Annotated in this window: 23 protein-coding genes; 20 read left to right on the top strand and 3 right to left on the bottom strand. The window is 46.3% G+C overall.

Translation table 11 applies throughout. The features are described 5' to 3' along the window. Positions 1–101: 101 nt before the first annotated feature. Genes ANCC_RS13840 through ANCC_RS13830 form a run of 3 tightly spaced genes read left to right on the top strand, consistent with a single transcriptional unit; the run spans position 102 to position 3507 of the window. The gene (locus ANCC_RS13840; RefSeq protein ID WP_006566098.1) at positions 102–776 is read left to right on the top strand and encodes a response regulator transcription factor; all 675 of its coding nucleotides are present in this window, start codon (positions 102–104) and stop codon (positions 774–776) included. After that, positions 773–2134: a HAMP domain-containing sensor histidine kinase gene (locus ANCC_RS13835; RefSeq protein WP_006566097.1), complete on the top strand. Its 1362-nt coding sequence runs from the start codon at positions 773–775 to the stop codon at positions 2132–2134. Before ANCC_RS13840 ends, ANCC_RS13835 begins: the two co-directional genes overlap by 4 nt. A 2-nt stretch (positions 2135–2136) precedes the next feature. After that, positions 2137–3507 (top strand): sodium-dependent transporter, encoded by a 1371-nt coding sequence (locus ANCC_RS13830; RefSeq protein WP_006566096.1) that lies wholly within the window; start codon positions 2137–2139, stop codon positions 3505–3507. A 58-nt stretch (positions 3508–3565) separates the two neighbouring features. On the opposite strand, the gene ANCC_RS13825 is transcribed toward ANCC_RS13830, so the two are convergent. The 3 genes from ANCC_RS13825 to ANCC_RS13815 form a co-directional block, all read right to left on the bottom strand. Continuing rightward, on the bottom strand, positions 3566–4408 hold the full coding sequence (locus ANCC_RS13825; RefSeq protein ID WP_006566095.1) for an MBL fold metallo-hydrolase: 843 nt from the start codon (positions 4406–4408) through the stop codon (positions 3566–3568). A 24-nt stretch (positions 4409–4432) separates the two neighbouring features. Beyond that, positions 4433–5821, bottom strand: a complete 1389-nt coding sequence (locus ANCC_RS13820) for a uracil-xanthine permease family protein (RefSeq protein WP_006566094.1) — start codon at positions 5819–5821, stop codon at positions 4433–4435. Positions 5822–6244: 423 nt separating this feature from the next. Next, a complete protein-coding gene (locus tag ANCC_RS13815; protein WP_006566092.1) occupies positions 6245–7600 on the bottom strand; it encodes a UDP-N-acetylmuramoyl-tripeptide--D-alanyl-D-alanine ligase in 1356 nt (451 codons plus the stop codon). Between the two features lie 117 nt (positions 7601–7717). Here ANCC_RS13815 and ANCC_RS13810 point away from each other — a divergent pair, with 117 nt between their 5' ends. The 17 genes from ANCC_RS13810 to dusB all read left to right on the top strand — a co-directional run bounded on the left by ANCC_RS13810 (position 7718) and on the right by dusB (position 24466). After that, positions 7718–8284, top strand: a complete 567-nt coding sequence (locus ANCC_RS13810; RefSeq protein ID WP_233458293.1) for a GerMN domain-containing protein — start codon at positions 7718–7720, stop codon at positions 8282–8284. Between the two features lie 17 nt (positions 8285–8301). Beyond that, on the top strand, positions 8302–11763 hold the full coding sequence (locus ANCC_RS13805; RefSeq protein WP_006566090.1) for a DNA polymerase III subunit alpha: 3462 nt from the start codon (positions 8302–8304) through the stop codon (positions 11761–11763). Between the two features lie 81 nt (positions 11764–11844). Then, a complete protein-coding gene (pfkA, locus tag ANCC_RS13800) occupies positions 11845–12834 on the top strand; it encodes a 6-phosphofructokinase (protein WP_006566089.1) in 990 nt (329 codons plus the stop codon). A gap of 68 nt (positions 12835–12902) precedes the next feature. Beyond that, positions 12903–14261: a TrkH family potassium uptake protein gene (locus ANCC_RS13795; RefSeq protein ID WP_156340199.1), complete on the top strand. Its 1359-nt coding sequence runs from the start codon at positions 12903–12905 to the stop codon at positions 14259–14261. A gap of 139 nt (positions 14262–14400) precedes the next feature. Beyond that, positions 14401–15045 carry a potassium channel family protein gene (locus ANCC_RS13790; RefSeq protein WP_009290596.1) on the top strand — a complete coding sequence of 215 codons (645 nt, stop codon included), beginning with the start codon at positions 14401–14403 and terminating at the stop codon, positions 15043–15045. A gap of 11 nt (positions 15046–15056) precedes the next feature. Then, positions 15057–15830 (top strand): TrmH family RNA methyltransferase, encoded by a 774-nt coding sequence (locus ANCC_RS13785; RefSeq protein ID WP_006565748.1) that lies wholly within the window; start codon positions 15057–15059, stop codon positions 15828–15830. A 2-nt stretch (positions 15831–15832) separates the two neighbouring features. Continuing rightward, positions 15833–16258, top strand: a complete 426-nt coding sequence (locus ANCC_RS13780) for an NfeD family protein (protein ID WP_006565747.1) — start codon at positions 15833–15835, stop codon at positions 16256–16258. Between the two features lie 49 nt (positions 16259–16307). Continuing rightward, a complete protein-coding gene (locus ANCC_RS13775; RefSeq protein WP_006565746.1) occupies positions 16308–17240 on the top strand; it encodes an SPFH domain-containing protein in 933 nt (310 codons plus the stop codon). Positions 17241–17313: 73 nt separating this feature from the next. Beyond that, positions 17314–18120 (top strand): transporter substrate-binding domain-containing protein, encoded by an 807-nt coding sequence (locus ANCC_RS13770; protein WP_006565745.1) that lies wholly within the window; start codon positions 17314–17316, stop codon positions 18118–18120. A gap of 11 nt (positions 18121–18131) precedes the next feature. Beyond that, positions 18132–18815, top strand: a complete 684-nt coding sequence (locus ANCC_RS13765) for an amino acid ABC transporter permease (RefSeq protein ID WP_006565744.1) — start codon at positions 18132–18134, stop codon at positions 18813–18815. Next, positions 18805–19554, top strand: coding sequence for an amino acid ABC transporter ATP-binding protein (locus tag ANCC_RS13760; protein ID WP_006565743.1), 750 nt, complete (start codon positions 18805–18807; stop codon positions 19552–19554). Before ANCC_RS13765 ends, ANCC_RS13760 begins: the two co-directional genes overlap by 11 nt. A gap of 199 nt (positions 19555–19753) precedes the next feature. After that, entirely contained in the window at positions 19754–20407 is a 654-nt protein-coding gene (locus tag ANCC_RS13755) for an SGNH/GDSL hydrolase family protein (RefSeq protein ID WP_006565742.1), read from the top strand. A 38-nt stretch (positions 20408–20445) separates the two neighbouring features. After that, positions 20446–21384, top strand: a complete 939-nt coding sequence (gene argF / locus ANCC_RS13750; protein WP_006565741.1) for an ornithine carbamoyltransferase — start codon at positions 20446–20448, stop codon at positions 21382–21384. A 3-nt stretch (positions 21385–21387) separates the two neighbouring features. Next, positions 21388–22371: a biotin--[acetyl-CoA-carboxylase] ligase gene (locus ANCC_RS13745; protein ID WP_006565740.1), complete on the top strand. Its 984-nt coding sequence runs from the start codon at positions 21388–21390 to the stop codon at positions 22369–22371. Positions 22372–22383: 12 nt separating this feature from the next. After that, positions 22384–22713, top strand: a complete 330-nt coding sequence (locus ANCC_RS13740; RefSeq protein ID WP_006565739.1) for a DUF6145 family protein — start codon at positions 22384–22386, stop codon at positions 22711–22713. A 3-nt stretch (positions 22714–22716) separates the two neighbouring features. Continuing rightward, positions 22717–23484, top strand: a complete 768-nt coding sequence (locus ANCC_RS13735) for a type III pantothenate kinase (protein ID WP_006565738.1) — start codon at positions 22717–22719, stop codon at positions 23482–23484. Continuing rightward, the gene (dusB, locus tag ANCC_RS13730; protein ID WP_006565737.1) at positions 23468–24466 is read left to right on the top strand and encodes a tRNA dihydrouridine synthase DusB; all 999 of its coding nucleotides are present in this window, start codon (positions 23468–23470) and stop codon (positions 24464–24466) included. The genes ANCC_RS13735 and dusB overlap by 17 nt, the downstream gene beginning before the upstream one ends. The last annotated feature ends 56 nt before the right edge of the window (positions 24467–24522 follow it).

The raw sequence follows: 24522 nt of genomic DNA, 5'->3' as shown, positions 1-24522 counted from the left end.
TGTATTTTCCATGTAAGTCAGTAGAATTCTCAGGTAAATTAAATTAAAACGTTTTCATAAAATTACATTTATATTATAATAGTTCCATATGGAGGTATGACATGCGCCTGTTAATTGTGGAAGACGAAGAGGATTTGAGAAGCATCTTAAAAAAGAAACTGATGAAAGAGCATTACACTGCAGATGACTGCGGAAATGGCCTGGATGCACTGGATTATATCAATATGGCGGATTATGACGGCATCATCCTGGATATTATGCTGCCTGGGATTGACGGACTGGAACTGCTGAAAAAGATCCGGGAGGAGGGCAATGACACACCGGTATTGTTTCTGACTGCAAGAGACGGCATTGAAGACCGCGTGAAGGGTCTGGACCTTGGAGCGGATGACTACCTTGTAAAACCTTTTTCATTTGAAGAACTTATGGCCAGGGTGCGGGTTATGATGCGGAGGAAACCGGCACTGGTTTCTAACCGGCTGACGATTGGTGATCTGGTTCTGGACTGTGAATCAAAGGAAGTTACCCGTGCAGATAAAAAGATATCTCTTTCCAGCAAGGAATTTATGGTCCTTGAATATATGCTGAGAAATCAAAATATTGTGCTGTCCAGGGAACAGATTGAGCAGCATGCATGGAATTATGATTTTGAGGGCGGATCTAATGTTGTGGATGTCTACATCCGTTATCTGAGGAAAAAGATTGACGAAGGATTTGGGTGTAAGCTGATCCACACGGTGAGAGGCGTTGGATACGTCCTGAGGAAAGAAGAATGAGAAGATTTTCGATTAAAAAAAGAGTAACCCTTTGGTACACAGGTATGATCGCTGTCGTGCTGGCAGCAGTATTTGCAGGGGTTTTCATATTTATCAATCAGCTGGAACTGTCCAAGACAGAGGAAGATCTACAGGGAATGGTGGCCGATTTTGCTGACGAGATAGAGTTCCAGAACGGAACCTATTATCTGGACCCGGAGGTAGACTATTATGACGACGGTGTCATGTTTTGTATCTATGATCAGGAAGGCAGGCTGCTGCACGGCAGTATGCCTGTGGAATTTCCCAAAGAGACGAAGCTTCAGTCTCATGAAGTCCGAAACATAAAGCAGGGAAGCAAGCAGTGGATGATCTATGACGCCGCTTACCAGTACGGGACCGGAAAGGCCATCTGGATCAGAGGAATCGTCTCTATTCACGGCATGGAACAGATCATGCATATGGTTCTGCTGGCCTTTTTAGCTGTATATCCGCTCCTGATTCTGGCCATTGGGCTGATCGGATACATGATGACGAAAAAAGCCCTGAAACCGGTGGATGATATTTGTACTACCGCAGGGGAGATCAGCAGCGGTGCGGATTTGTCAAAGCGCCTCCCGGAACCGAAATCGGAAGATGAAATGCGTCAGCTGACTTGTACGTTCAATGAAATGTTTGACCGTCTGGAGGCATCGTTTGAGGACGAAAAACAGTTTACGTCCGATGTTTCCCATGAACTGAGGACTCCGGTTTCTGTGATTATAGCCCAGTGTGAATATGCCCTGGAGGAAGATACACTCAGTGAAGAACAGAAACATGAGATTCAGATTGTTCTCCGGCAGGCTAAGAAAATGTCGGATCTTATCTCACAGCTTTTGATGATTGCCCGGTGCGAGAGAGGAAAAGAGAATTTCCAGTTTGAGCCTGTGGATATGAGTATGCTGGCAGAAATGACCTTGGAGGAACTGTCACAGAGAGCCGGTGAAAAAAGGATTCATCTGCTGAGTGAGATCGAGCCCGGACTCACAGCCAGAGGAGACCAGATGCTTCTGACCAGGATGCTGATCAATCTGGTGGAGAACTCCATTGACTATGGAAAGAGAAATGGGATCGTGAAGGTATCTCTGTTCAAAAAAGACGGGAAGATTCGGGGAATCGTGAAGGATGACGGGCAGGGCATCGGAGCGGAACATTTAGACAAAATCTGGAACCGTTTTTACCGTGCAGACAGGAGCAGGAACAGCCAAAACCAAGTCAGGGGTACCGGTCTGGGCCTGTCTATGGTAAGATGGATTGTCAGGATACATGAAGGACAGATTTGGGTAAAAAGCAAGGAAGGAGAAGGTTCAGAATTCATATTTGAATTAAAGGAAATGTAGTTATGGAGAAGAGAGAAAAGTTTTCATCGAGGATTGGATTTATCTTAATATCGGCAGGATGCGCCATAGGGATCGGGAATGTGTGGAGGTTTCCGTTTGTAACCGGGCAGTACGGAGGAGCCGCCTTCGTACTGGTATATTTGTTTTTCTTATTTGCGCTGGGTCTGCCGATCATGGTCATGGAGTTTTCGGTGGGGCGTGCCAGCCAGAAAAGTATTGCAACTTCATTCCAGACATTGGAGCCTGAAGGGACAAAATGGCATTGGTACAGTTACTTCGGAATGGCGGGAAACTATCTTTTGATGATGTTTTATACGACCGTGGCAGGATGGATGATCAGCTATTTCTTCAAGATGCTGAAAGGTGATTTTGTGGGAAAAAATCCGAAACAGGTTGAGGCCGTGTTCGGAGAACTGCTGTCAAAACCGGAAGTGCTGATCTTCTGGATGCTGGTCGTTATTGTTGTCGGATTTTTGATCTGTTCGCTGGGGCTTCAAAACGGGGTGGAAAAGATTACTACGGTCATGATGTCCTGCCTGTTTTTAGTCATCCTTGTGCTGGTCATAAGGTCCGTCACACTTCCGGGAGCATCAAAAGGACTGTCTTTTTATTTAGTGCCGGATTTTCAGGCCATGAAAGAGCAGGGGATTATGAAAGTAGTCTCTGCGGCGATGGGACAGGCGTTCTTCACACTGAGTCTTGGGATTGGAGCCATCGCAATCTTCGGAAGCTATATTGACCGGTCATACCGTCTGACAGGAGAAGCTGTCAGCGTTGCGGTATTAGATACACTTGTAGCTCTTATGTCAGGACTGATTATCTTTCCGGCCTGCTTTGCTTTCGGAGTGCGGCCGGACAGCGGACCGAACCTGGTATTTATCACACTGCCGAATGTATTTAACGAGATGCCGGGTGCCAGGATATGGGGAGCCCTGTTCTTCCTGTTTATGTCCTTTGCGGCGCTGTCGACCATTATCGCAGTATTCCAGAACATTATTTCTTTCGCACAGGATCTGTGGGGATGGACGATTAAGAAAGCCAGTATTTTTAACGGGATACTGATCACCATATTGTCGCTTCCATGTGCACTGGGCTTTAATGTCTGGAGTCACATCATGCCGTTTGGGGCGAACAGTACGATTCAGGATCTGGAGGATTTTATTGTGAGCAACAATATTCTTCCACTGGGGTCTTTAGTGTATCTTCTGTTCTGTGTGACAAAATACGGCTGGGGATGGAAGAACTTCAGTGAAGAGGCCAATGCGGGAAAAGGAATTAAATATCCGGAATGGACGAGAAAATATGTTACATTTATTCTTCCGCTGATCGTTATTTTTATATTTATACAGGGTTACATTGACAAATTTAAATAAAAAGGCAGAATATCAAAAGGGTCTTGGAATTATCCAAGGCCCTTTCTCTTTAATGAAGCTATAAATTGATGACGCTGCCTGTTTTCATATAGCGCACTCTTTCTTTCATTGTTTTTTTCAATATGCGGAAAGCGGGAATACCCGTGCAGTGGCCGGTATACACACAGGAGATACCCCGATTGAGAAGCTGTCTTCCCAGCGCTTGGATGCCTTCCGGCCGACCGCTCATACTGCCCGGACCCCGGAGTCCCATGGTGTGAAAACCGCCGAATACATAAGAGACTTTCTTACCCGTTGCCTTCAGGGCATGATTGACTTCATCAACGATAGAAACAACACCCGCATGGCAGCAGCTGTTGAACAGCACAAGATCATGTTCGCGTTCAAAGACGAGACTCTGTTCGTGGCTGAAATCATCAGGTCTGAAACTGTTTTTTGCCTTAATATACATGTGCCCGCTGCGGCCCCTTTCCGAAAGCCCGGGAATGTTGTGTGAAACTGTCCAGACACCGGGCTCTGTCTCTGTTGTGCCGGACACAAATCTAAGGCGGCTTCGATATTTTTCCAGGAGACCCTTCGGTACTCCGATGTATTGCCTGTAGAGCAGGAACTTAGAATAACAATTTTCTCTGACAGTATTTTGAAGATAAAGCACCGCTTTTGAATTCTCGGAAAAGAATTCACGGTATCCGCCGGAGTGATCATAATGGGCGTGAGAGAGAAAGGCCGCATCCACATCGGAAAGGCGGATGCCAAGCCGGTGCGCATTTTCTGCATACTGTCCAGAGGCGCCGGTGTCCAGAAGATAATTTTTTCCTTTGTATTCGATATGTACAGCCAGTCCGTGCTCTCGGCACAGAGAGTCCGGAGCCTGATTCTCAATGAGAGTCGTAATTTTCATATGATCTTCCTCCTGAAACGATGATTAATTGTCTGTTTTTTCCTTTGGTATCGCTACATTTAAGACGATAGCAACCAGAGCTGCGGGAACGATCCCGGAGCCGCCGAAGATCAGCTGAACCGCCTGAGGAAGATTTGCCAGGGCCTGGGAGTTGGCGCCGAGCCCATAGCCGAGTCCTAATGCCACAGATACGATGGTTACAATCCGGTTGCTTACTCCATCCTTGGTGATCAGCTGGATTCCGCTGACTACGATGGAAGCGAACATCATAACCGCAGCTCCGCCGAGAACGGATTGCGGCATGATAGAAACTAAAGCGGCAAGTTTCGGAAACAGTCCGCAGATCACGAGGAAGCCTGCGCCCATGGCGATAGAGTATAAATTGACAACCTTTGTCATTCCCACAAGTCCTACATTTTGGCTGAAGGATGTATTCGGAAGCACTCCGAAGACAGAAGCGAAGGAAGATCCCAGACCGTCACAGATTACACCGCCGGAGAGCTCTTTATCAGTAGCTTCTCTGGACAATCCGCCCTCAGTGATGCCGGAAATGTCCCCTATCGTCTCGACAGAAGTCACGATGAACATAATGGCGATCGGTATGATAGCTTTCAGGTCAAATACGATTTTGACGGGCATGAGTTTCGGAAGAGAGAACCAGCCGGCATCGGCTACTTTATCCCAGTTTAAAACCCAGGAAGCTGTCTGCACGGCACCCTCTGCGTTTGTATAAGTAGTGGGCAGAAATATGCCCATGACAGCGCAGAGTATGTAGCCCACGATAACACCGATCAAAATAGAGGAACTGCTGGTGACCCCTTTTGTGAAATGCTTTAAGACAACGATCACGATCAGCACCACGGCTCCCACAAAAAGGTTCGGGAGAGAACCGAAATCCCCTGCTCCGGATCCGCCTCCAAAAGAGTTGATTCCCACAGAGATCAGGGACAGGCCGATAGCCATGACCACAGTACCGGTGACCACAGACGGAAAGAACCTCCTGAGGGGCTTTAAGAAAAATCCCAGAACTCCTTCAAACAGGCCGCCAATAATGCTTGCTCCCAGAATGGCTCCGTATGCGGCTACTCCGCCGCCCATAGAGGCTGCCACTCCGGAACATACTCCGATAAAGCCGGAGCTGGTGCCCATGACGACTGGAAGGCGGGCGCCCACCGGCCCGATGGTGAACAGCTGTACAAAGGTTACGAGTCCGGCCACCAGCATGGCATTCTGTAAAATAGATACCTGAAGAGGGCTGCCTGCACCGATGCCGCAGGCACCGGCGATCAGGATGATCGGAGTCAGATTGCCTGCAAACATTGCCAGGACATGCTGCAGTCCTAAAAGGACGGCTTGAGGGAGGGGGATTTTTCCCTCCAGATCATGAGGGGACGTAAATGTTTGGTTTTTCATATTAATCTCCTTTTTTATATTAAATAATGAAGAAAACCGGAGATCAATGTACTCTTCCCTGAGAGAATTTTCTCCGATTTATCTATTTAAAGTAGCACAGCAGACGAAAAATGTCAAAAAAGACGCTGAATAGAAGAAAAAGCTATAAAAAATAAACGGGGAAAATATAAGATAAACGGTAATGAAATAGGGAAAATAAGGATGAGGAAAAGTTTTCATGACAATAAAACAGCCATTTATTACATTGACGCACACAAATCTGAAATATGATGTATAATAAATCTAAATTCAAGGTTCCCTCCCTTGAATTAGAGATAACCCTCTCTCACACATTAAGTGTATTTTGGTATAATGAAAGGCCTTCCATCGCCAGGTGGAAGGCCTTTCATTTTGTATACGCTCATACGCCAAAGTTTTCAATTCTTACTCAAGAGCTTTTGCAACTTCATAAAGCTTCATCCCATTAGATGCTTTGATCAGCACCACATCATGTTCTTTTAAATAATCCTTTAAATAAGATATCAGCTCATCATTGGAGGAAAACCATTTCGTTTTTAGTGAGAGATTCTTTTTTTGTGCAGCTTCTGCATATTCTTTGGAAAGGGTTCCGGTGATGTACAGATCCGTAATATCTGCCGTGCCCAAAAATTCGCCGACTTCCCTGTGGTAATCCGGAGAGTCCGGTCCCAGCTCCAGCATATCGGACAGAACCGCGACTTTTCTTCCGCTGTCCTGATAATCGGACAAGATTTTAAGACCTGCTTTCATGGAATCGGGGCTGGCATTGTAGGCGTCATCAATGACCGTGTACCCGTGTATTTTAAGGATATTCTGGCGCTGTCCGGAGAATGTGGCAAGCTGCCGTTTGATCGTTTCCATCGGGACATCATACGCAAGGCCAAGTGCGATTGCGGCAAGGGCGTTAGAGACATTGTGATTCCCAAGAACATTTAAAATGACCGGTTCCCTCATATCTTCATGCACGAAAGTAAAATGGGTCTGACCATTGATCTCTTTTGAATCCTCCGCACGATAGGAGCAGTCTTTTGAAAATCCAAAGAATTCATAAGGATGTGTCACATAACCGATGTGTTTTCGGATCATATCATTGTCGCCGTTCAAATACAGCACGCCGTTTTCAGGCAGACCGTTCTGGATATCCAGTTTTTCCCGGCAGATATTGTCCCGGCTTCCCATCTGCTCGATGTGGGAGACACCAACATTTGTGACTACCGCAGCGTTTGGGCGGATGATTTCTCCGAGGATTGTAATCTGTCCCGGTTCACTCATGCCCATTTCCAGCACCCCGATCTGATCTCTGGAAGTGAGACGGTCCAGAGTCAGAGGCACGCCCACCTGACTGTTCTGGTTTCCGACAGTTTCAAATACCCGGTATTTTCCTTTCAGTACATGGGCGATCATTTCCCGCGTCGTAGTTTTTCCGACACTTCCGGTAATGCCGATGATGGGCAGTGACATCTTGTTTCTATAAAAAGACGCGATCTGCTGCATGGCTTTTAAGGTGTCCGGCACTTTTATAATAGGATGAGGGCCTTCCGCCTGCTCGTGTTCCTGGGTCAGAGAAGCTCCCCCGTCCTTTAGGGCACTTTCTACAAACTTATGTGCGTTTACCCGCTCACCGACGATCGGTACGAATAATGTATGAGGCCCTACATCTCTGGAATCAGTGCTGAGACGATTGATTGGCATAGAGGCATCGCCGCATAAGAGAGTGCCGCCGGTTGCTGCTAAAATATCCTGAATGGTCATATGTTCCATAATCTTACTCCTTTAACTTCTTATCTTTTCTTTAGCATTATAGCACAGGATACGGATTTGTGGTAAAATCTAATCTGTATAGAAATGTTGTTCGATCAATTTAAGGAGGACACTGTTATGAGAAAGAAAAAACTGATATTTGCCGGACTTTTGGCTGTGGCAGCCGCCGCGGGACTGGCCGGATGCAGTAAAGATACGAAACAGGCAGAAAAGACCACTGCAGAGACAGCAGCCGGGAAGGAAAACACGACCAAAAAGAAAACGGCGTCAGGGAAAAAATCCGATGCCGCAGAGACAGATTCCAAGAAAACGGTTGTAAGAGAGTGCACGATTTATGCTCCGGATGACAACGTGGAGACCCTGATTAACGGAAAGGTCAAGATTGAGGACGTGACGGCCGGGAAGCTGCTGAAAGAGATGATTAAGATGGGGACTCTGGAGGAAGGGACCAGGATCAATTCCTTTCAGATTAAGAAGCAGACCGCCTATATCGACTTCAATAAAGCATTTGAGAAGACACTGCGTAAGATGGGAAGTTCCGGCGAGGTGCTGACGGTACAGGCAGTGACAAAAACCATCTGTGAGAATCTTGATGCTAAGGCAATGAAGTTTACGGTAGAGGGAAAAGTCCTGGAAACCGGACATAATATTTACGATGAGCCCCAGAGGCCGGGCGAAGAATAAGTACAGGAGAGAATTCCATGAGTTTTACACACTTACATGTTCATACAGAATACAGTCTTCTGGACGGCTCCAGTAAGATCAAGGAGCTTGTGCACCATACCAAGGAACTGGGGATGGACAGCATTGCTATCACAGACCACGGCGTCATGTACGGGGTCATTGATTTTTATAAGGCTGCAAAGGCAGAAGGAATTAAACCCATTCTCGGATGTGAGATCTATGTGACGCCAGGATCAAGATTTGAAAAAGAGGCCAGACAGGGCAGCAGCAATTACTTTCATCTGGTGCTTCTGGCAGAAAATGACCGTGGATATCACAATCTGATGAAGATCGTATCCAGAGGATTTACGGAAGGATTTTACTATAAGCCGCGGGTGGATTATGAAGTGCTCGAACGTTACAGCGAGGGACTTATTGCGCTGAGCGCCTGCCTGGGAGGAGAGATTCCGACTTACATCAGGGAAGGAGATTATGAAAAGGCGAAAGAGACGGCCTTGAGATTTGAGAGGATTTATGGAAAAGGCAATTTCTTTTTGGAACTGCAGGATCACGGGATCAGTGAGCAGACAACGGTAAATTCTGCGCTGATCAAGATGTCAAAGGAGACCGGAATCGAACTGGTGGCAACCAATGATATCCACTATACATTTGCGGAGGACGTGGAACCCCATGATATTCTGCTCTGTATCCAGACAGGAAAAAAGGTCGCTGATGAGGACAGAATGAGATATGAAGGCGGACAGTATTATCTCAAGTCCCCGGAAGAAATGGAGCGGCTTTTTCCGTATGCCAGGCAGGCAGTGGAAAACACCGGAAAGATCGCCGAGCGGTGCAATGTTGAGATCATCTTCGGTGAGCAGAAGGTGCCGAAATTTGATGTGCCGGAAGGTGATACATCGACTTCTTATTTAAGAAAGCTCTGTGAAGAGGGCATCTGCCGCCGCTATGACGATGTGACTGAAGAACTCAGGGAGCGCCTGGAATTTGAGCTGAAAACCATTGAAAATATGGGATATGTGGATTACTTTCTCATCGTTTGGGATTTTATTCACTATGCCAAAGAACATGGTATTGCCGTAGGTCCCGGCCGCGGGTCCGCAGCCGGAAGTATTGTGTCTTACTGTCTGGAGATCACGGACATCGAGCCGATCAAATATCAGCTCCTGTTCGAGAGATTCCTGAATCCGGAACGTGTTTCCATGCCGGATATTGATATCGATTTCTGTTATGAGCGAAGACAGGAAGTCATAGACTATGTGGTTGAAAAGTACGGCAAGGATAAGGTTGTTCAGATCATTACATTCGGAACTATGGCAGCGAGGGCCGTGATCCGTGATGTGGGCAGGGTTCTTGATATTCCATATGCAAAGGTAGACGGGATTGCAAAGATGGTGCCCAATGAACTCAATATCACCATCGAGGGGGCACTGAAAAAAAGTCCTGACCTGAAGAAGGCATATGCGGAAGACGAGGAGACCAAGTATCTGATTGACATGTCCAGGAGGCTGGAAGGCCTGCCGAGACACGCCTCCATGCATGCAGCAGGCGTGGTGATCGGCAAAGACTCCATCGACGAATTTGTGCCTTTGGCGAAAGGAGCGGATGACGCCGTAACGACCCAGTTTACGATGACAACCATTGAGGAACTGGGACTATTGAAAATGGATTTCCTGGGCCTAAGGACTCTTACCGTTATCCAGGATGCAGTCCATCTGATCGAGAAAAGGGAAGGGAAGCCCTTCGACATAAATCAGATCGACACAGAAGATCCCAAGGTATATGAAATGATCAGCCAGGGGCGGACGGAAGGCGTGTTCCAGCTGGAAAGCGGCGGAATGAAAGCGTTTATGAAGGAACTGAAGCCGGAAAGCCTGGAAGAGATCATCGCCGGAATTTCCCTTTACCGTCCGGGGCCTATGGATTTTATTCCGAGATATGTAAAAGGGAAGGTGGACAAAGACAGTATCCGCTATGACTGCCCGCAGCTGGAGAAGATCCTGAAGCCTACGTATGGCTGTATTGTATATCAGGAACAGGTCATGCAGATCGTAATGGAGCTGGCCGGCTATACTCTTGGCCGCAGTGATCTTGTCCGCCGTGCCATGTCCAAGAAAAAGGGCGATGTCATGGTTAAAGAGCGGAAAAATTTTGTCTACGGAAATGAAAAAGAGGATATCCCGGGCTGTATAAAAAACGGAATCGATGAGAAGACGGCAAATCATATATGGGATGAGATGCTGGACTTTGCTAAATATGCTTTCAACAAGTCCCATGCGGCAGCCTATGCGGTCGTCGCCTACCAGACCGCTTTTCTGAGGTGTCATTATCAGAAAGAATTTATGGCCGCATTGCTGACCTCTGTTTTGGGAAATACTAATAAAGTATCTGAATATATCTATGCATGCAGGAAAATGGGAATTAAGATTCTTCCGCCGGATATCAATAAGGGGGAAGGCGCATTTTCTGTGGATGACGGATGTATCCGGTATGGACTGAGTGCCATAAAGAGCCTTGGAAAGCCGGTCATTGAAGAGATTTTACGGGAAAGATCCGAGGGCGGCAGCTACAAGAGCCTGAGGGATCTGATAGAACGGCTTTCCAGCAAAGAAATGAACAAAAGGACCGTGGAAAGCCTGATAAAATCCGGAGCGCTGGACGAACTTGGATATACAAGGAAACAGCAGATGTTCGTATATGCAAGTATTTTGGAAAGCATCCAGAAGGAGCGGAAGCATGAGATATCCGGGCAGATGAGTATTTTGGACTTTATGTCGGAGGACCAGCAGAAGAACTTTGAGATAGAATATCCTGACGTTGGGGAATTCGATAAAGAGCAGAGACTGGCCATGGAAAAAGAAGTGCTTGGGATCTATGTAAGCGGACATCCGCTGGAAGATGATGTGGAGATTCTGGAGCGGCTCACAACGGCCAGCACTGCAGATTTTACAGCTGAGGAGGACACGGGACAGCCGGTGCTGAGGGATAAACAGACTTGTATTATCGGCGGCATCATCAGTGATATGAAGGTGAAACTCACCAGGACCAATCAGAATATGGCATTTCTGACACTGGAGGATCTGATGGGAACGGTTGAGGTCATTGTTTTCCCCAGAGAATTTAATAAGTACCAGCACCTTTTGAAGGAGGATGCCAAAATCTTTGTAAAAGGAAATACTTCGATTTCGGAGGAAGAGAGCAAGATGGTCAGCAGCCAGATTACTGTGTTTGATGATCTTGCACAGGAAGTCTGGGTGCAGTTTGATGATAAAGACCGTTTTTTTGCAGAACAGGACCGTTTTTATGACATTCTGAAATCACATCAGGGCAGCAATCCTGTCATCGTCTACTGTCGGAAAGAGAGAGCCGTGAACAGGCTGGACCGGATGTATGCGGTAAACAGTGAGGATGAACTCATTTATGCTCTTGGAGAACAGTATGGGAAGGGAAACATCAGAGTCAAGAAGACAGGGTTAAAATAATTATATTGAAAACTTTTAACAAATGCATTAAAATGAGTCTAACAAAATATAATTTTATGCTATTATTTGGAGGATTATAACATGGGAACACCGAAAGTAAGAACAATTGGAGTACTGACCAGCGGAGGAGATGCACCGGCTATGAATGCTGCCACCAGAGCAGTCGTAAGGGTCGGCCTGGAGCGCGGTTTAAATGTAAAAGGTATTAGAAAAGGTTATAATGGGTTATTGAATGAAGATATCATCGATCTGACTTCAAGACATACTGCAGACAGTATTTCACGGGGAGGCACAATTTTATTTACCGCCCGCTGTGATGAGTTTAAGACACCGGAAGGACAGAAGAGGGGCGCAGAAGTGTGCCGGGAACAGGGGATCGACGGACTGGTAGTTATCGGAGGAGACGGTTCTTTCCAGGGAGCCCAGAGGCTTGCGGAACTTGGAATCAACACCATTGGAATTCCGGGAACCATCGATCTGGACATTGCATGTACCGAGTATACAATCGGTTTTGATACGGCAGTCAACACAGCCATGGAAGCGATCGATAAGATCAGAGATACATCTACATCCCACGAGCGTTGCAGCATTGTCGAGGTTATGGGACGGGGTGCCGGATATATCGCACTGTGGTGCGGAATGGCAACAGGAGCAGAGGATATCCTGATTCCTGAAAGTTTTGACGGCAATATGCCGAAGCTGGAACAGCAGATCATTGAACACCTGCTCAGGAACAGAGCTTTAGGAAAGACACATCACATGATCATTAATGCAGAAGGTGTCGGACACTCCTACGGTATGGCCAAGAGAATTGAGGCGGCTACAGGAATCGAGACAAGAGCTACTATTTTAGGACATATGCAGCGAGGCGGAAGCCCGACAGCCAAAGACAGGGTATATGCTTCTATGATGGGAGCTTATGCGGTGGATCTCTTATGTGCAGGAAAGAGCAACCGCATCGTCGGATACCAGAACGGCAAGTTCATGGACATCGATATGGACGAGGGACTGGCAATGGAAAAGCATGTGGATGATTATCAATTACAGATTGCCCATTTACTTGGAAAATAAAAAGATTTTATGGAAAAAGCGATCTTTTAAAGATGGCTTTTTCTGTATGTAAGGAGAATTGAAAGGGAATGAAAAAGATTAAGCCGGTCCATATTATTTTGTTTGGATTCTTATTTGTCATACTGATTGGGTCTGTGCTGCTGACATTGCCGATTTCGTCAAAAAGCGGCGAAGCCACGCCGTATATTAACGCACTTTTTACATCGACAACGTCAGTCTGTGTAACCGGACTGGTGGTTGAGACGACGATGACTTACTGGAGCACCTTCGGCCAGCTTGTGATCCTTGTGCTGATACAGCTGGGCGGACTGGGCGTGATTACATTTACCACAGGAATGTTCCTGTTTCTGAAAAAAAAGCTGACAATGAAAAACAGGATGCTGATTCAGGAGTCCTTCAGCTTGAATACAATGTCCGGCCTTATTGAGCTGGTGAGGAAGATTTTAAAAGGTACTTTTATTATAGAGGGAATCGGTGCGGCGCTGTTTGCAACCCAGTTTATCCCTGAGTTCGGTGTGAGATACGGCATCTGGGCATCTGTGTTTAATTCTGTATCCGCATTCTGCAATGCGGGCATCGATATTATACAGACCGACAGTCTGAGAAGCTATATTACGAATCCGGCTGTGAATTTTACGGTCATGGGACTGATCGTGCTGGGCGGGCTTGGTTTTATTGTGTGGAGAGACCTGCTCAGGGTCTTCCGCGGATTAATTCACAGGGAGTTTCCGTTAAAAAGAGCTTTTGGGAAATTGAAGCTGCACTCTAAAATCGTGCTGTCTACTACGGTCATCTTAATTTTTATTGGTACAGTCTTCATTTTTATCTTTGAATTTGCAAATACTAAAACCATAGGCAATCTGTCACTTGGCAATAAACTGATGGCATCCATGTTCCAGTCTGTCACGGTGAGGACCGCAGGATTTGAGACAGTGCCTCAGGCTGCACTGACAGAAGGATCTTCACTGATCTCTATGATCCTAATGTTTATCGGAGGATCGCCGGTGGGAACGGCCGGAGGAGTAAAGACTGTGACGTTTGTTGTGTTAGTATACTGTGTGCTTGTGACAGTGAAGCAGGAGGGTGCGATTCATATATTTAAAAGAACGATACCGATGACAGTCATACCGAAAGCACTGACCATTATCTGTGTCAATTTGATTGTACTGCTGTCTTCTATTTTGGTCGTACTGGTATCCGATTCAGCCTCCTTTATGGATACATGCTATGAGTGTGTCTCTGCGCTGGGCACTGTGGGTCTGAGCAAAGGTCTGACCCCGGACTTGAGTGTGATCGGGAGGCTGGCGATCATCATCACCATGTATCTTGGCAGAGTCGGGCCGGTGTCTCTGGCAGTCGGTTTCGCAGTCCGCGGAAAAAAGAAAGTATTGGCAACATATCCGGAAGAAGATATAATTTTAGGATAAAGGCATTGTTCACATGATTTTCGTTCGGCTCTTAGAATGCCTCACTCCAATCATGTGAACAATGGAGATAGTTTCTACAGTACAAATTGTGTTTTGCAGGAATATATTTTATACGATGATATATAAAGGAGTAAGAAAGATGGGAAAATCATATGCGGTGCTCGGCCTCGGAAAGTTTGGAAAGAGTGTGGCTCTGAACCTGATGAAAGACGGCGCCGAAGTGCTGGCAGTGGATCAGAAGGAAGAATTGGTCCGGGATATTGTGGATTATGTCACCTGCGCAGTCTGTGCGGATGTTACGGACATGGAGGTGATGAACAGTATCGGTCTGGAAGAAATGGATGGGCTTGTCATTGCTACCGCGGAGAGTCTGGAGGCCAGTGTGATGGCTTTGATGATTGCTAAAGAGATCGGAGTTCCGTATATTCTCGCCAAAGCCGATGGCAGACTGAAAGGAGAGATACTCAAAAGGATCGGTGCCGATGAGGTGGTATATCCGGAAGAAGAGATGGGAGCAAGGACTGCCTACAATCTGGTCAGCGGGAAAGTGATGGATCTTTTTGACCTTTCCTCAAAGACGAGTATTGTAGAGATTCACCTGAAAAAGGGATGGGTCGGAAAAAATCTGCGCCAGCTGGACATCCGGGGGAAATACAACATCAATGTAGTGGCGATTCACAGCGGCGAGGACTTTAACGGAGCGCCGGATCCCGATCAGATTCTGAATGAACGTGACAGCCTGATTGTCATCGGGAATAAAGAGGACTTAATCAAGCTCAGATAAAGGAATAACTTATGATTACAACGGTACAGAATAAGCAGATCAGACAGGTGATAAAGCTTAAAAAAAGTTCCAGGGAGAGGAAAAGAACCGGATTATTTGTGGCTGAGGGCCTTCGAATCTTTCGGGAGATTCCGGAAGAGCAGAGGGCAAAGGTTTTTGTTTCCAGTGACTTTTTAAAGCTGCATGGGGAAGAACTGAAAGGTATTCCGTTTGAAGAGGTTTCGCCTAAAGTGTTCCGTGAGATTTCGGATACGGAGACGCCTCAGGGGATCTTGTCCCTTGTGAAGATGAAACAATCGACTCTCTCTGAGATACTAAAGCGCAGCGGAAGCAGTATTCTTCTTCTGGAGAATCTGCAGGACCCGGGAAACCTGGGGACGCTGATTCGGACGGGAGAAGGAGCCGGTGTGAGCGGCATCATCATGAGCAGGGATACTGTGGATATCTATAATCCTAAAGTCATAAGATCTACGATGGGCTCTATATTCCGGGTTCCATTCACTTATACAGAGGATCTTGCCGAAACGGTGGAGTATTTAAGGCAGCAGTCGGTACATGTGTATGCGGCACACTTGAACGGCACAGACTATACAGATGAATCATACGATAAGATCAGCGCATTTCTCATCGGCAATGAGGGGAATGGACTGACAGACAGAATTGCGGCGCTGGCAGACAAGAGGATCAGAATTCCCATGGAAGGCCGGGTCGAATCATTAAATGCAGCTATGGCCGGAGGACTTCTTATGTATGAGGCCAGGAGGCAGAAAAAAGGAGGTAGCTGATTATGTATACGGTATACTGGTTGATTGCGGTAGCTGTTTTCCTGTTGCTTGAAATTCTGACATTGGGACTTACAAGTATTTGGTTTGCGGTGGGATCTTTAGCAGCAGCCATCGGTGCGGGGCTGGGTCTGCCGTTTTTCGGGCAGCTGATCCTGGCTGTGGCAGTTTCCTGTGTGGTTTTTGTATTTGCAAGGCCATGGGCCCAAAAATATCTGAACAACAAGACGGAAAAGACCAACGCAGAAAGCCTGATCGGGAAGACAGGAATCGTAAAGAAAAGAATCGTCAATATCAAAGGACAGGGAATGGTCTATATCCAGGGAATGGAGTGGACAGCGCGTTCTGCCGATGATGATGAGATCCCGGAAGAGACAGAGGTAATCGTAGAGGAAATTCAAGGCGTGAAACTAATCGTGAGCAAGAAGTAGGAGGTGCAGAGTGTTTATTTTATTATTGATCTTATTTTTTATTATCATCATGGCGATGCTTTCCAGCATCCGGATCGTTCCGCAGGCAAATGCCTATGTGGTGGAACGTCTGGGAGCATTCAAGGAAACATGGTCTGTAGGGCTTCACATCAAGGTCCCGTTCATTGACCGTGTGGCAAGAAGAGTTAACTTGAAGGAACAGGTTGTGGATTTTCCGCCTCAGCCGGTCATCACGAAAGATAATGTTACCATGCAGATCGACACCGTAGTTTACTTTCAGATCACAGATCCAAAGCTCTATTCCTACGGAGTCGAGAATCCGATCATGGCGATCGAAAACCTGACGGCTACAACACTTAGAAACATCATCGGTGATCTGGAACTCGACCAGACACTGACATCCAGAGAAACGATCAATACAAAGATGCGTGCTACCCTGGATGAGGCGACAGACCCATGGGGAATCAAAGTCAACCGTGTGGAATTGAAAAACATTATTCCTCCGGCAGCAATTCAGGATGCCATGGAAAAACAGATGAAAGCGGAAAGAGAGCGGAGGGAGGCAATCCTTCGTGCGGAAGGTGAAAAGAAATCTTCTATTCTTCGTGCAGAAGGACATAAGGAATCTGTGATCCTGGAAGCAGAGGGTGACAAAGAATCTGCAATTCTGCGCGCAGAAGCGAACAAAGAAGCGACGATTAGGGAATCAGAAGGCCAGGCGGAAGCGATCAAACAGATCCAGCAGGCGAATGCAGATGGTATTGAATTCTTAAAGAAAGCCTCTGCAGACAACGCAGTTCTGCAGTTAAAGAGCCTGGAGGCATTCGCAAAAGCGGCTGACGGAAAAGCGACAAAGATCATTATCCCATCAGAAATCCAGGGTATCGCAGGACTGGTGAAATCTATCACAGAAGTGGCTGAAGATCAAAAACCGTCACTAAAAGACCAAATTGAAGAGAGTTTGACCAATTCTTCAAAATAAGATATAATATTTATTAGTGTGTACTTTTTCATAACGGAAAGACACGAATATTATCATTTAGGAGGAAAAAGGAATGAGATTGAAAAAAGTTTTAGCAGTAGGTCTCGCAGCTGTCATGGGAATCAGCCTGGTTGCATGCGGCGGCGGAAATAAGAAAGACTCCAAGGAAAAGACATATAAGATTGCGTCTGACACCACATTTACACCATTCGAATTTGAAGATAAGGATGGAAACCGTGTAGGAATCGACCTTGATTTATTAGAAGCGATTGCAAAAGAAGAAGGATTCAAATACAAAGTGACTGCAGTAGGATTTGACGCTGCCATGGCTTCTGTGGAGTCCGGACAGAGCGACGGTATGATCGCGGGTATGTCTATCACGAAGGAAAGAAAGCAGAAATATGATTTTTCTGAGGCTTACTACGATTCTAAAGTAGCTTTCGCTGTGAAAAAGGGCGGAAAAACATTTGATAATATAAAAGACAAGAAAAAAGCAGAAAAAGAAGCACTTTCCAGCCTGAAAGGAAAGACAGTAGCAGCAAAGGTAGGTACGGTAGGTGCCACATATGCCAACGAAAATGCTGAAAAATATGGATATAAAGTAAGACAGTTCAAGGATTCACCGACCATGTACCAGGCAGTGCTGACAGGAAATGCAGCTGCATGTTTTGAAGACTTCCCTGTCATTTCTTATCAGATCGGTCAGAAGAATCTTAAATTACAGGTTGCTTTCACATCCGAGAGCGGAAGCCAGTATGGATTTGCTGTAAAGAAGGGCAAAAACTCTGAACTTGTAGAGAAGTTTAACAGCGGATTAAAGAAGATCAAAGACAACGGAAAATATCAGGAAATTGTAGATAAATATACAAAGACTAAGTAGGCGGACAGATTATGAACTTTATAGAACTATTTCAACAGTATTTTCCGTCATTCTCGACGGCGCTGGGACTGACACTGCAGCTTGCCCTGGCTTCTCTGATCTGTGCCAGCATCATCGGTATTATTTTTGGTATGTTCAGCGTATCAAAAAACAAGATACTGAATATTATCTGCAAAATTTACGTAGATATTATCCGGGGAACTCCTCTTGTCGTACAGGTATTTATTATGTACTATGGAGTGGCGGGAGCCTTTCTGCAGCCTATGGATTTAAACTGGGATGATTTCGGAGGTCCTTTTGTGGCTGCCGTTGTAGCCCTCAGTTTAAACGCCGGAGCTTATATGGCAGAGATTGTCCGGGGTGGAATCGAATCTGTGGACAAGGGTCAGATGGAGGCAGCAAGGAGTCTGGGACTGCCTTACGGGAAGGCTATGTCAAAAGTAATCCTTCCTCAGGCTATCAGGACCATGCTTCCATCCATCATTAATCAGTTCATCATTTCCATTAAGGATACATCACTGGTTTACGCTATCGGTATCCGGGAGCTTACGATGAACAGCCAGATCATTACTGCAAACGAGCCGACCTCTGTCATGAGCATTTATGTGATGGCAGCCATCTATTACCTGGTGATCTGCACCATCCTTTCTAAGGTGGCAAATATTGTGGAAAGGAAGTTGTCTTATGGAAAATAAAGATAATAAAAAAGTGAAGGTTCAAGTAAAAGGGCTGGTCAAGAGTTTTGGTGAGCTAGAGGTATTAAAAGGAATGGATCTGGAAGTCGCAGACGGAGAGGTCGTATGTCTGATCGGACCTTCCGGTTCCGGAAAGAGTACATTTTTAAGGTGTCTTAACCGACTTGAAACGATCACCGGAGGAGAAGTTGTTGTCGACGGATTCGACATCACAGACAAGGGTACAGATATTAATAAAGTGAGAGAGAATATCGGCATGGTGTTTCAGCATTTTAATCTGTTTCCTCACAAGACCGTGCTGGAAAACATTACAATGGCTCCGGTACAGTTAAAGAAAATGACATTGGACGAGGCCAAGACGGTCGGAAGAAATTTGCTGAAAGATGTGGGACTCGAAGAAAAGGCTGATGTCTATCCGGCACAGCTTTCCGGAGGACAGAAACAGCGTGTGGCGATTGCGAGGGCGCTTGCCATGCATCCTGACATCATGCTGTTTGATGAGCCGACCAGTGCACTGGACCCGGAGATGGTCGGTGAAGTTTTAAATGTTATGAAACAGCTGGCCAAGAATGGAATGACCATGGTTGTTGTGACACATGAGATGGGCTTTGCGAGAGAAGTTGCGGACCGTATCATTTTCATGGACGGTGGATATATCGTCGAACAGGGAGAACCGCATGAACTGCTGGCCAATCCAAAGGAACCAAGAACCATCAATTTCTTAAATCAGGTATTATAATAAACGATACAGAGCAACCGCTTCTTATGACGATGATAAGAAGCGGCTGTTTTTATTCCATAGGAAAATTCGTCCTATGGAATAAAAGCCCTGCGGGCAGAATGCACAGCTTCGCGCGCTGAACAAAAGCTGTGTTTAGAAAAAATTGGTTTGCGAGGTGTGCGAAGCACACTTTTGTTCTTCTATAAGGAGGTTTCTTATGAAAACAATACTGTGTTACGGAGATTCAAATACATACGGCTATAATCCGGAAAATGGTTTCCGGTATCCATATGACTTGAGATGGACGAGTATATTAGAGAAAAATATGGAGGGACGGGCCAGGGTGATTCCGGAGGGCCTCAACGGAAGGACCACCTGCTTTGAAGACGAGATCCGTCCGGGCAGAAATGGTTTTGCCTATCTGGAACCCTGTCTCCATTCGCACGGGCCTCTGGATCTGGTTGTGCTGATGCTCGGAACAAATGATCTGAAGATCCGTTTCCAGCTGACCCCGGTGGATATTGGGAAGGCCATTGAACGGCTGGTCAAAAAGATACTTGAGATCACTCCGCAGAAGAGAGAGGATGGAAAGCCGTCTGAGATCCTTCTGGTGTCGCCGATCCTGATCGGGCAAAATATAAGCGAAGTGGCAGACGGAGAGACTATGGGTTTTGAGAGGGCTTATGAATATTCCAAGCGCCTGGCGCCTGTTTATAAAGAATGGGCGGACCTTTATGGTATTCATTTTATGGATGCCGCACAGTTTGCGGAACCGTCCGAAAAAGATGCATGCCATTTGAGCGCGGAGGGGCACAGAAAGCTGGGAGAAGCCATCAGTAAGGCTTGTGAAAACATATTGGGTGCTATATAATGATTGTTATGCAAAGTCCATAAAACGGAGGAAGAAAGATGAATTTAAAAGGAAGAAATTTTTTAACACTGAAGGATTTTACCCCGGAAGAGATCAGTTACCTGCTGGATCTTGCGGCACAGTTAAAAGAAGATAAGAAAAAAGGGATCACAGGAGATAGTTTGAAGGGTAAAAATATCGCCCTTATTTTTGAAAAACCGAGCACTAGGACGAGGTGCGCATTCACCATCGGATGTATCGATGAAGGCGGACATCCTGAATATTTAGGAAAGGACGACATCCAGCTTGGGTATAAAGAAAGTGTAGAGGATACGGCCAGAGTCCTCGGAAGAATGTTCGACGGAATTGAATTCCGGGGATTTTTACATGAAAATGTGGAAAAGCTGGCGAAATACAGCGGTGTTCCGGTATGGAACGGACTTACTGATGATTATCATCCGACACAGATTTTGGCAGACTTTCTGACTCTGAGAGAACAGTTCGGAGAATTAAAGGGATTAAACTTCGTTTTCGCAGGGGACGGACGCAATAACATGGGCAATTCGTTAATGATCGGATGTGCAAAGATGGGGATTAACTTCACCTGTCTGGCGCCTAAGAGCCTGTGGCCGAAAGAAGAATTAATCGAGCAGTGCAGAACGTATGCCAAGGAATCCGGAGCCAAACTTACCTTTACCGAAGACACCGATGCCGTGAAGGGAGCCGACTGTATTTATACCGACGTTTGGTGCTCTATGGGGGAAGAAGACAAAGCCGCAGAGAGGGTGGCTCTTCTGAAGCCCTTCCAGGTCAACGATGAACTGATGAAGAAAACAGAGAAGGATACAACCGTTGTCATGCACTGTCTGCCGGCGGTAAAAGGAAATGAAGTCACGGAAGATGTATTTGAAAAACATGCAGAAGTGATTTTTGATGAGGCGGAGAACCGCATGCATACGATTAAGGCGGTTATGGTTGCAACACTCGGGGAAAAATAAACAATGAAAGAAAAGATACTCATACGATTAAAACAATGCGGCGGCTATGTATCCGGGCAGGAATTGTGCGAAACATTCGGGGTGTCGAGAACCGCAGTCTGGAAACATATAAAGGCATTAAAAGAAGAAGGCTACGTCATTGACTCTGTGAGTAATAAGGGATATAAACTGGTGAAAAGCCCGGATATTCTTCTGGCAGAAGATATAAAGAGCAGTCTGTCAACTTCCTGGCTTGGTAAAACGGTTAAGGTGATGAAGACAGTGGATTCCACCAATCTGGAGGCGAGGAGACTCGCGGAGGCGGGAGCTTCTCATGGGACACTTGTGACGGCGGAAGAGCAGACTTCAGGGAAGGGCAGAAGAGGCCGTTCCTGGGTTTCAGTGCCGGGACAGGGTGTCTGGATGAGTTTTGTGCTGAGACCGGATGTGGAACTGGAAAACAGCTCCATGCTGACCCTTGTGGCGGCTCTGGCTGTAGAAAAAGGAATCAAAGATGCAGCAGGCATTGACGGAAAGATCAAATGGCCCAATGATGTCCTGATCAACGGAAAAAAAGTATGCGGAATCCTCACGGAACTGAGTGCTCAGATGGATGAACTGAATTATATTGTTGTAGGGATCGGGATCAATGCCAATATTGAACAATTTCCGGAAGAAGTCAGGGACAAAGCTACGTCTCTGTTTTTAGAGACGGGAAAACCTGCTGACCGGATCGCACTTCTCTGCAGAGTTTTGGAACATTTTGAGCATGATTATGAGATCTTTAAAAAAACTCAGGATTTTTCCATGCTGATGGAAGAATACAACAGTTTTCTTGCGCATCGCGGACAGGAAATCAAAGTTATGAGGGGAAATGATGAATATATGTGTAAGTCCGGGGGGATCAACCGGCGCGGAGAATTGATCGTGGAAGATTCTCTTGGACGGACCAGAGAGATTTTTTCTGGAGAAGTATCGATACGGGGAATCCACGGTTACAGTGTATAAACAGGAGGAAGTATGTATCAGGAGACCATAACTCTATGCGGTTCCAATGGATATGAAAAGAAATATTATTTAAATGAAGATTTTGAATCCCTTCCCCAGCAGATCAAGGATGAATTAAAGATTGCCTGTGTGCTGTACACAGAAGAGATCGGGGGCATCTTAACGCTTGAGTTTGATGAGGACGGGAAGCTGTCATTTAAAACGACAGCAGCGGAAAATGATTATTTTTATGATGAAATCGGAAGTGCACTGAAGATAAAAGAAATGCAGCGGGACAGAGCGGATCTCTGGGAATCGCTGGAACTGTTTTTTCGGGTGTTCTTTCTGGGAGAAGAGGTATAAGCAATGTTATTGACTATGGACGTGGGAAATACCAATATTACAGCTGGTATCTTTGTGGAGAAGGATCTGGTGGAACTGTTTCGTATCACAACGAAACTTCCGAGAACTTCAGATGAGTTCGGAATCCTGATCCGGGATATGATCGCCGCCAAGGGGCTGGATACAAAACAGATCAGCGCTGCGATCATCGGATCGGTTGTGCCGAATATCATGTATTCTCTCACCAACGGAATCATCAAATATTTTGATGTGACTCCGGTGATCGTCGGACCCGGCATCAAGACAGGAATCAACTTGGGAAGACTGAATCCCAGGGAGGTAGGAGCAGACCGTATCGTGGACCTTGTAGCTGCCTATGAAATTTACGGGGGGCCTACTCTGGTAATCGATTACGGGACGGCCACTACCTATGACGTGGTTACGGAAGACGGAGTATTTCTGGCCGGAGTCACCGCACCGGGCATCCGAACCTCTGCCAATGCATTATGGAAGGGAGCGGCAAGACTTCCGGAGATCGAGATCAAGACGCCGGAGAGTATCCTTGCCACAAATACGATCACAAGCATGCAGGCGGGACTTATGTACGGAGTGATCGGGGAGACCAAATATATCATTGAGCAGATGAAGAAGGAAACGGGATTTAAAGACATGAAAGTCGTGGCGACCGGGGGACTTGGAAAGATGATTTCCAGGGAAGTGCCGGAGATCAACTGTTTTGACGATACACTGACATTGAAGGGATTGCGGATTATTTATGAAAAGCAGCAGTAGACTAAACCCGCTGATCATTGGAGATATTGAAATAGAACATCCTTTTTTGCTGGCCCCGATGGCAGGAGTCACGGACCTTCCTTACCGGCTGCTGTGCAAAGAAATGGGTGCGGGACTTCTCTATACAGAAATGGTCAGCGCAAAAGGTATGTATTACAATAGTCCCAATACAGGACCTTTGCTTGCAAAAGAAGAATGGGAAAGGCCCATTGCGGCGCAGATTTTTGGCTCAGAACCGGAACTGATGGCGGATATGGCTGTCCGGGTCCAGGAAATGGGTTTTGACCTTATTGACATTAACATGGGATGTCCGGTGCCGAAGATTGTAAATAACGGAGACGGATCGGCTCTGATGAAAGATCCTGTCCTTGCAGGAAAGATCATTAAAGCCATGGCAGACAGGTTAAGTGTACCGGTAACGGTGAAGATCAGAAAAGGTTTTGATGATGAACATGTAAACGCAGTGGAGATGGCAAAGATCGCAGAACAGAGCGGAGCGGCAGCAGTCGCTGTCCATGGAAGAACAAGAGAACAGTATTATTCCGGGAAAGCGGACTGGGATATCATAAGACAGGTCAAAGAAGCCGTTTCCATTCCGGTGATAGGAAACGGTGATATCAATTCACCTCTGGATGCGGAAGCGATGCTTCGGGAGACCGGCTGTGACGGCTTTATGATTGCCAGAGGAGCCAAAGGAAATCCGTGGATCTTCAAAGAACTATGTCATTATTTTGACACAGGGGAACTGATGCCGCGGCCGGAGATTGAAGAGATTATCCAGATGATTCTGAGACATGCGAGAATGATGATCGAGTACAAAGGCGAATACATCGGCATCCGGGAGATGAGAAAGCATGTCTCATGGTATACCCATGGGCTCGCCGGTGCGGCAAAGCTGAGAGATCAGGTAAACCATGCAGAGAGTATAGGGGAACTGGAGGCGATCATCAGAAATAACGGGGCGTCCTCTGTTGACAAATAAAACAGTACTGAGATATAATTTACGGATGAGCGTGTACGAACCAGACGGACAGAAGG

Source organism: Anaerostipes caccae L1-92, assembly GCF_014467075.1.
Taxonomy (GTDB): domain Bacteria; phylum Bacillota; class Clostridia; order Lachnospirales; family Lachnospiraceae; genus Anaerostipes; species Anaerostipes caccae.
This window is presented reverse-complemented; position numbering and strand designations above follow the sequence as displayed.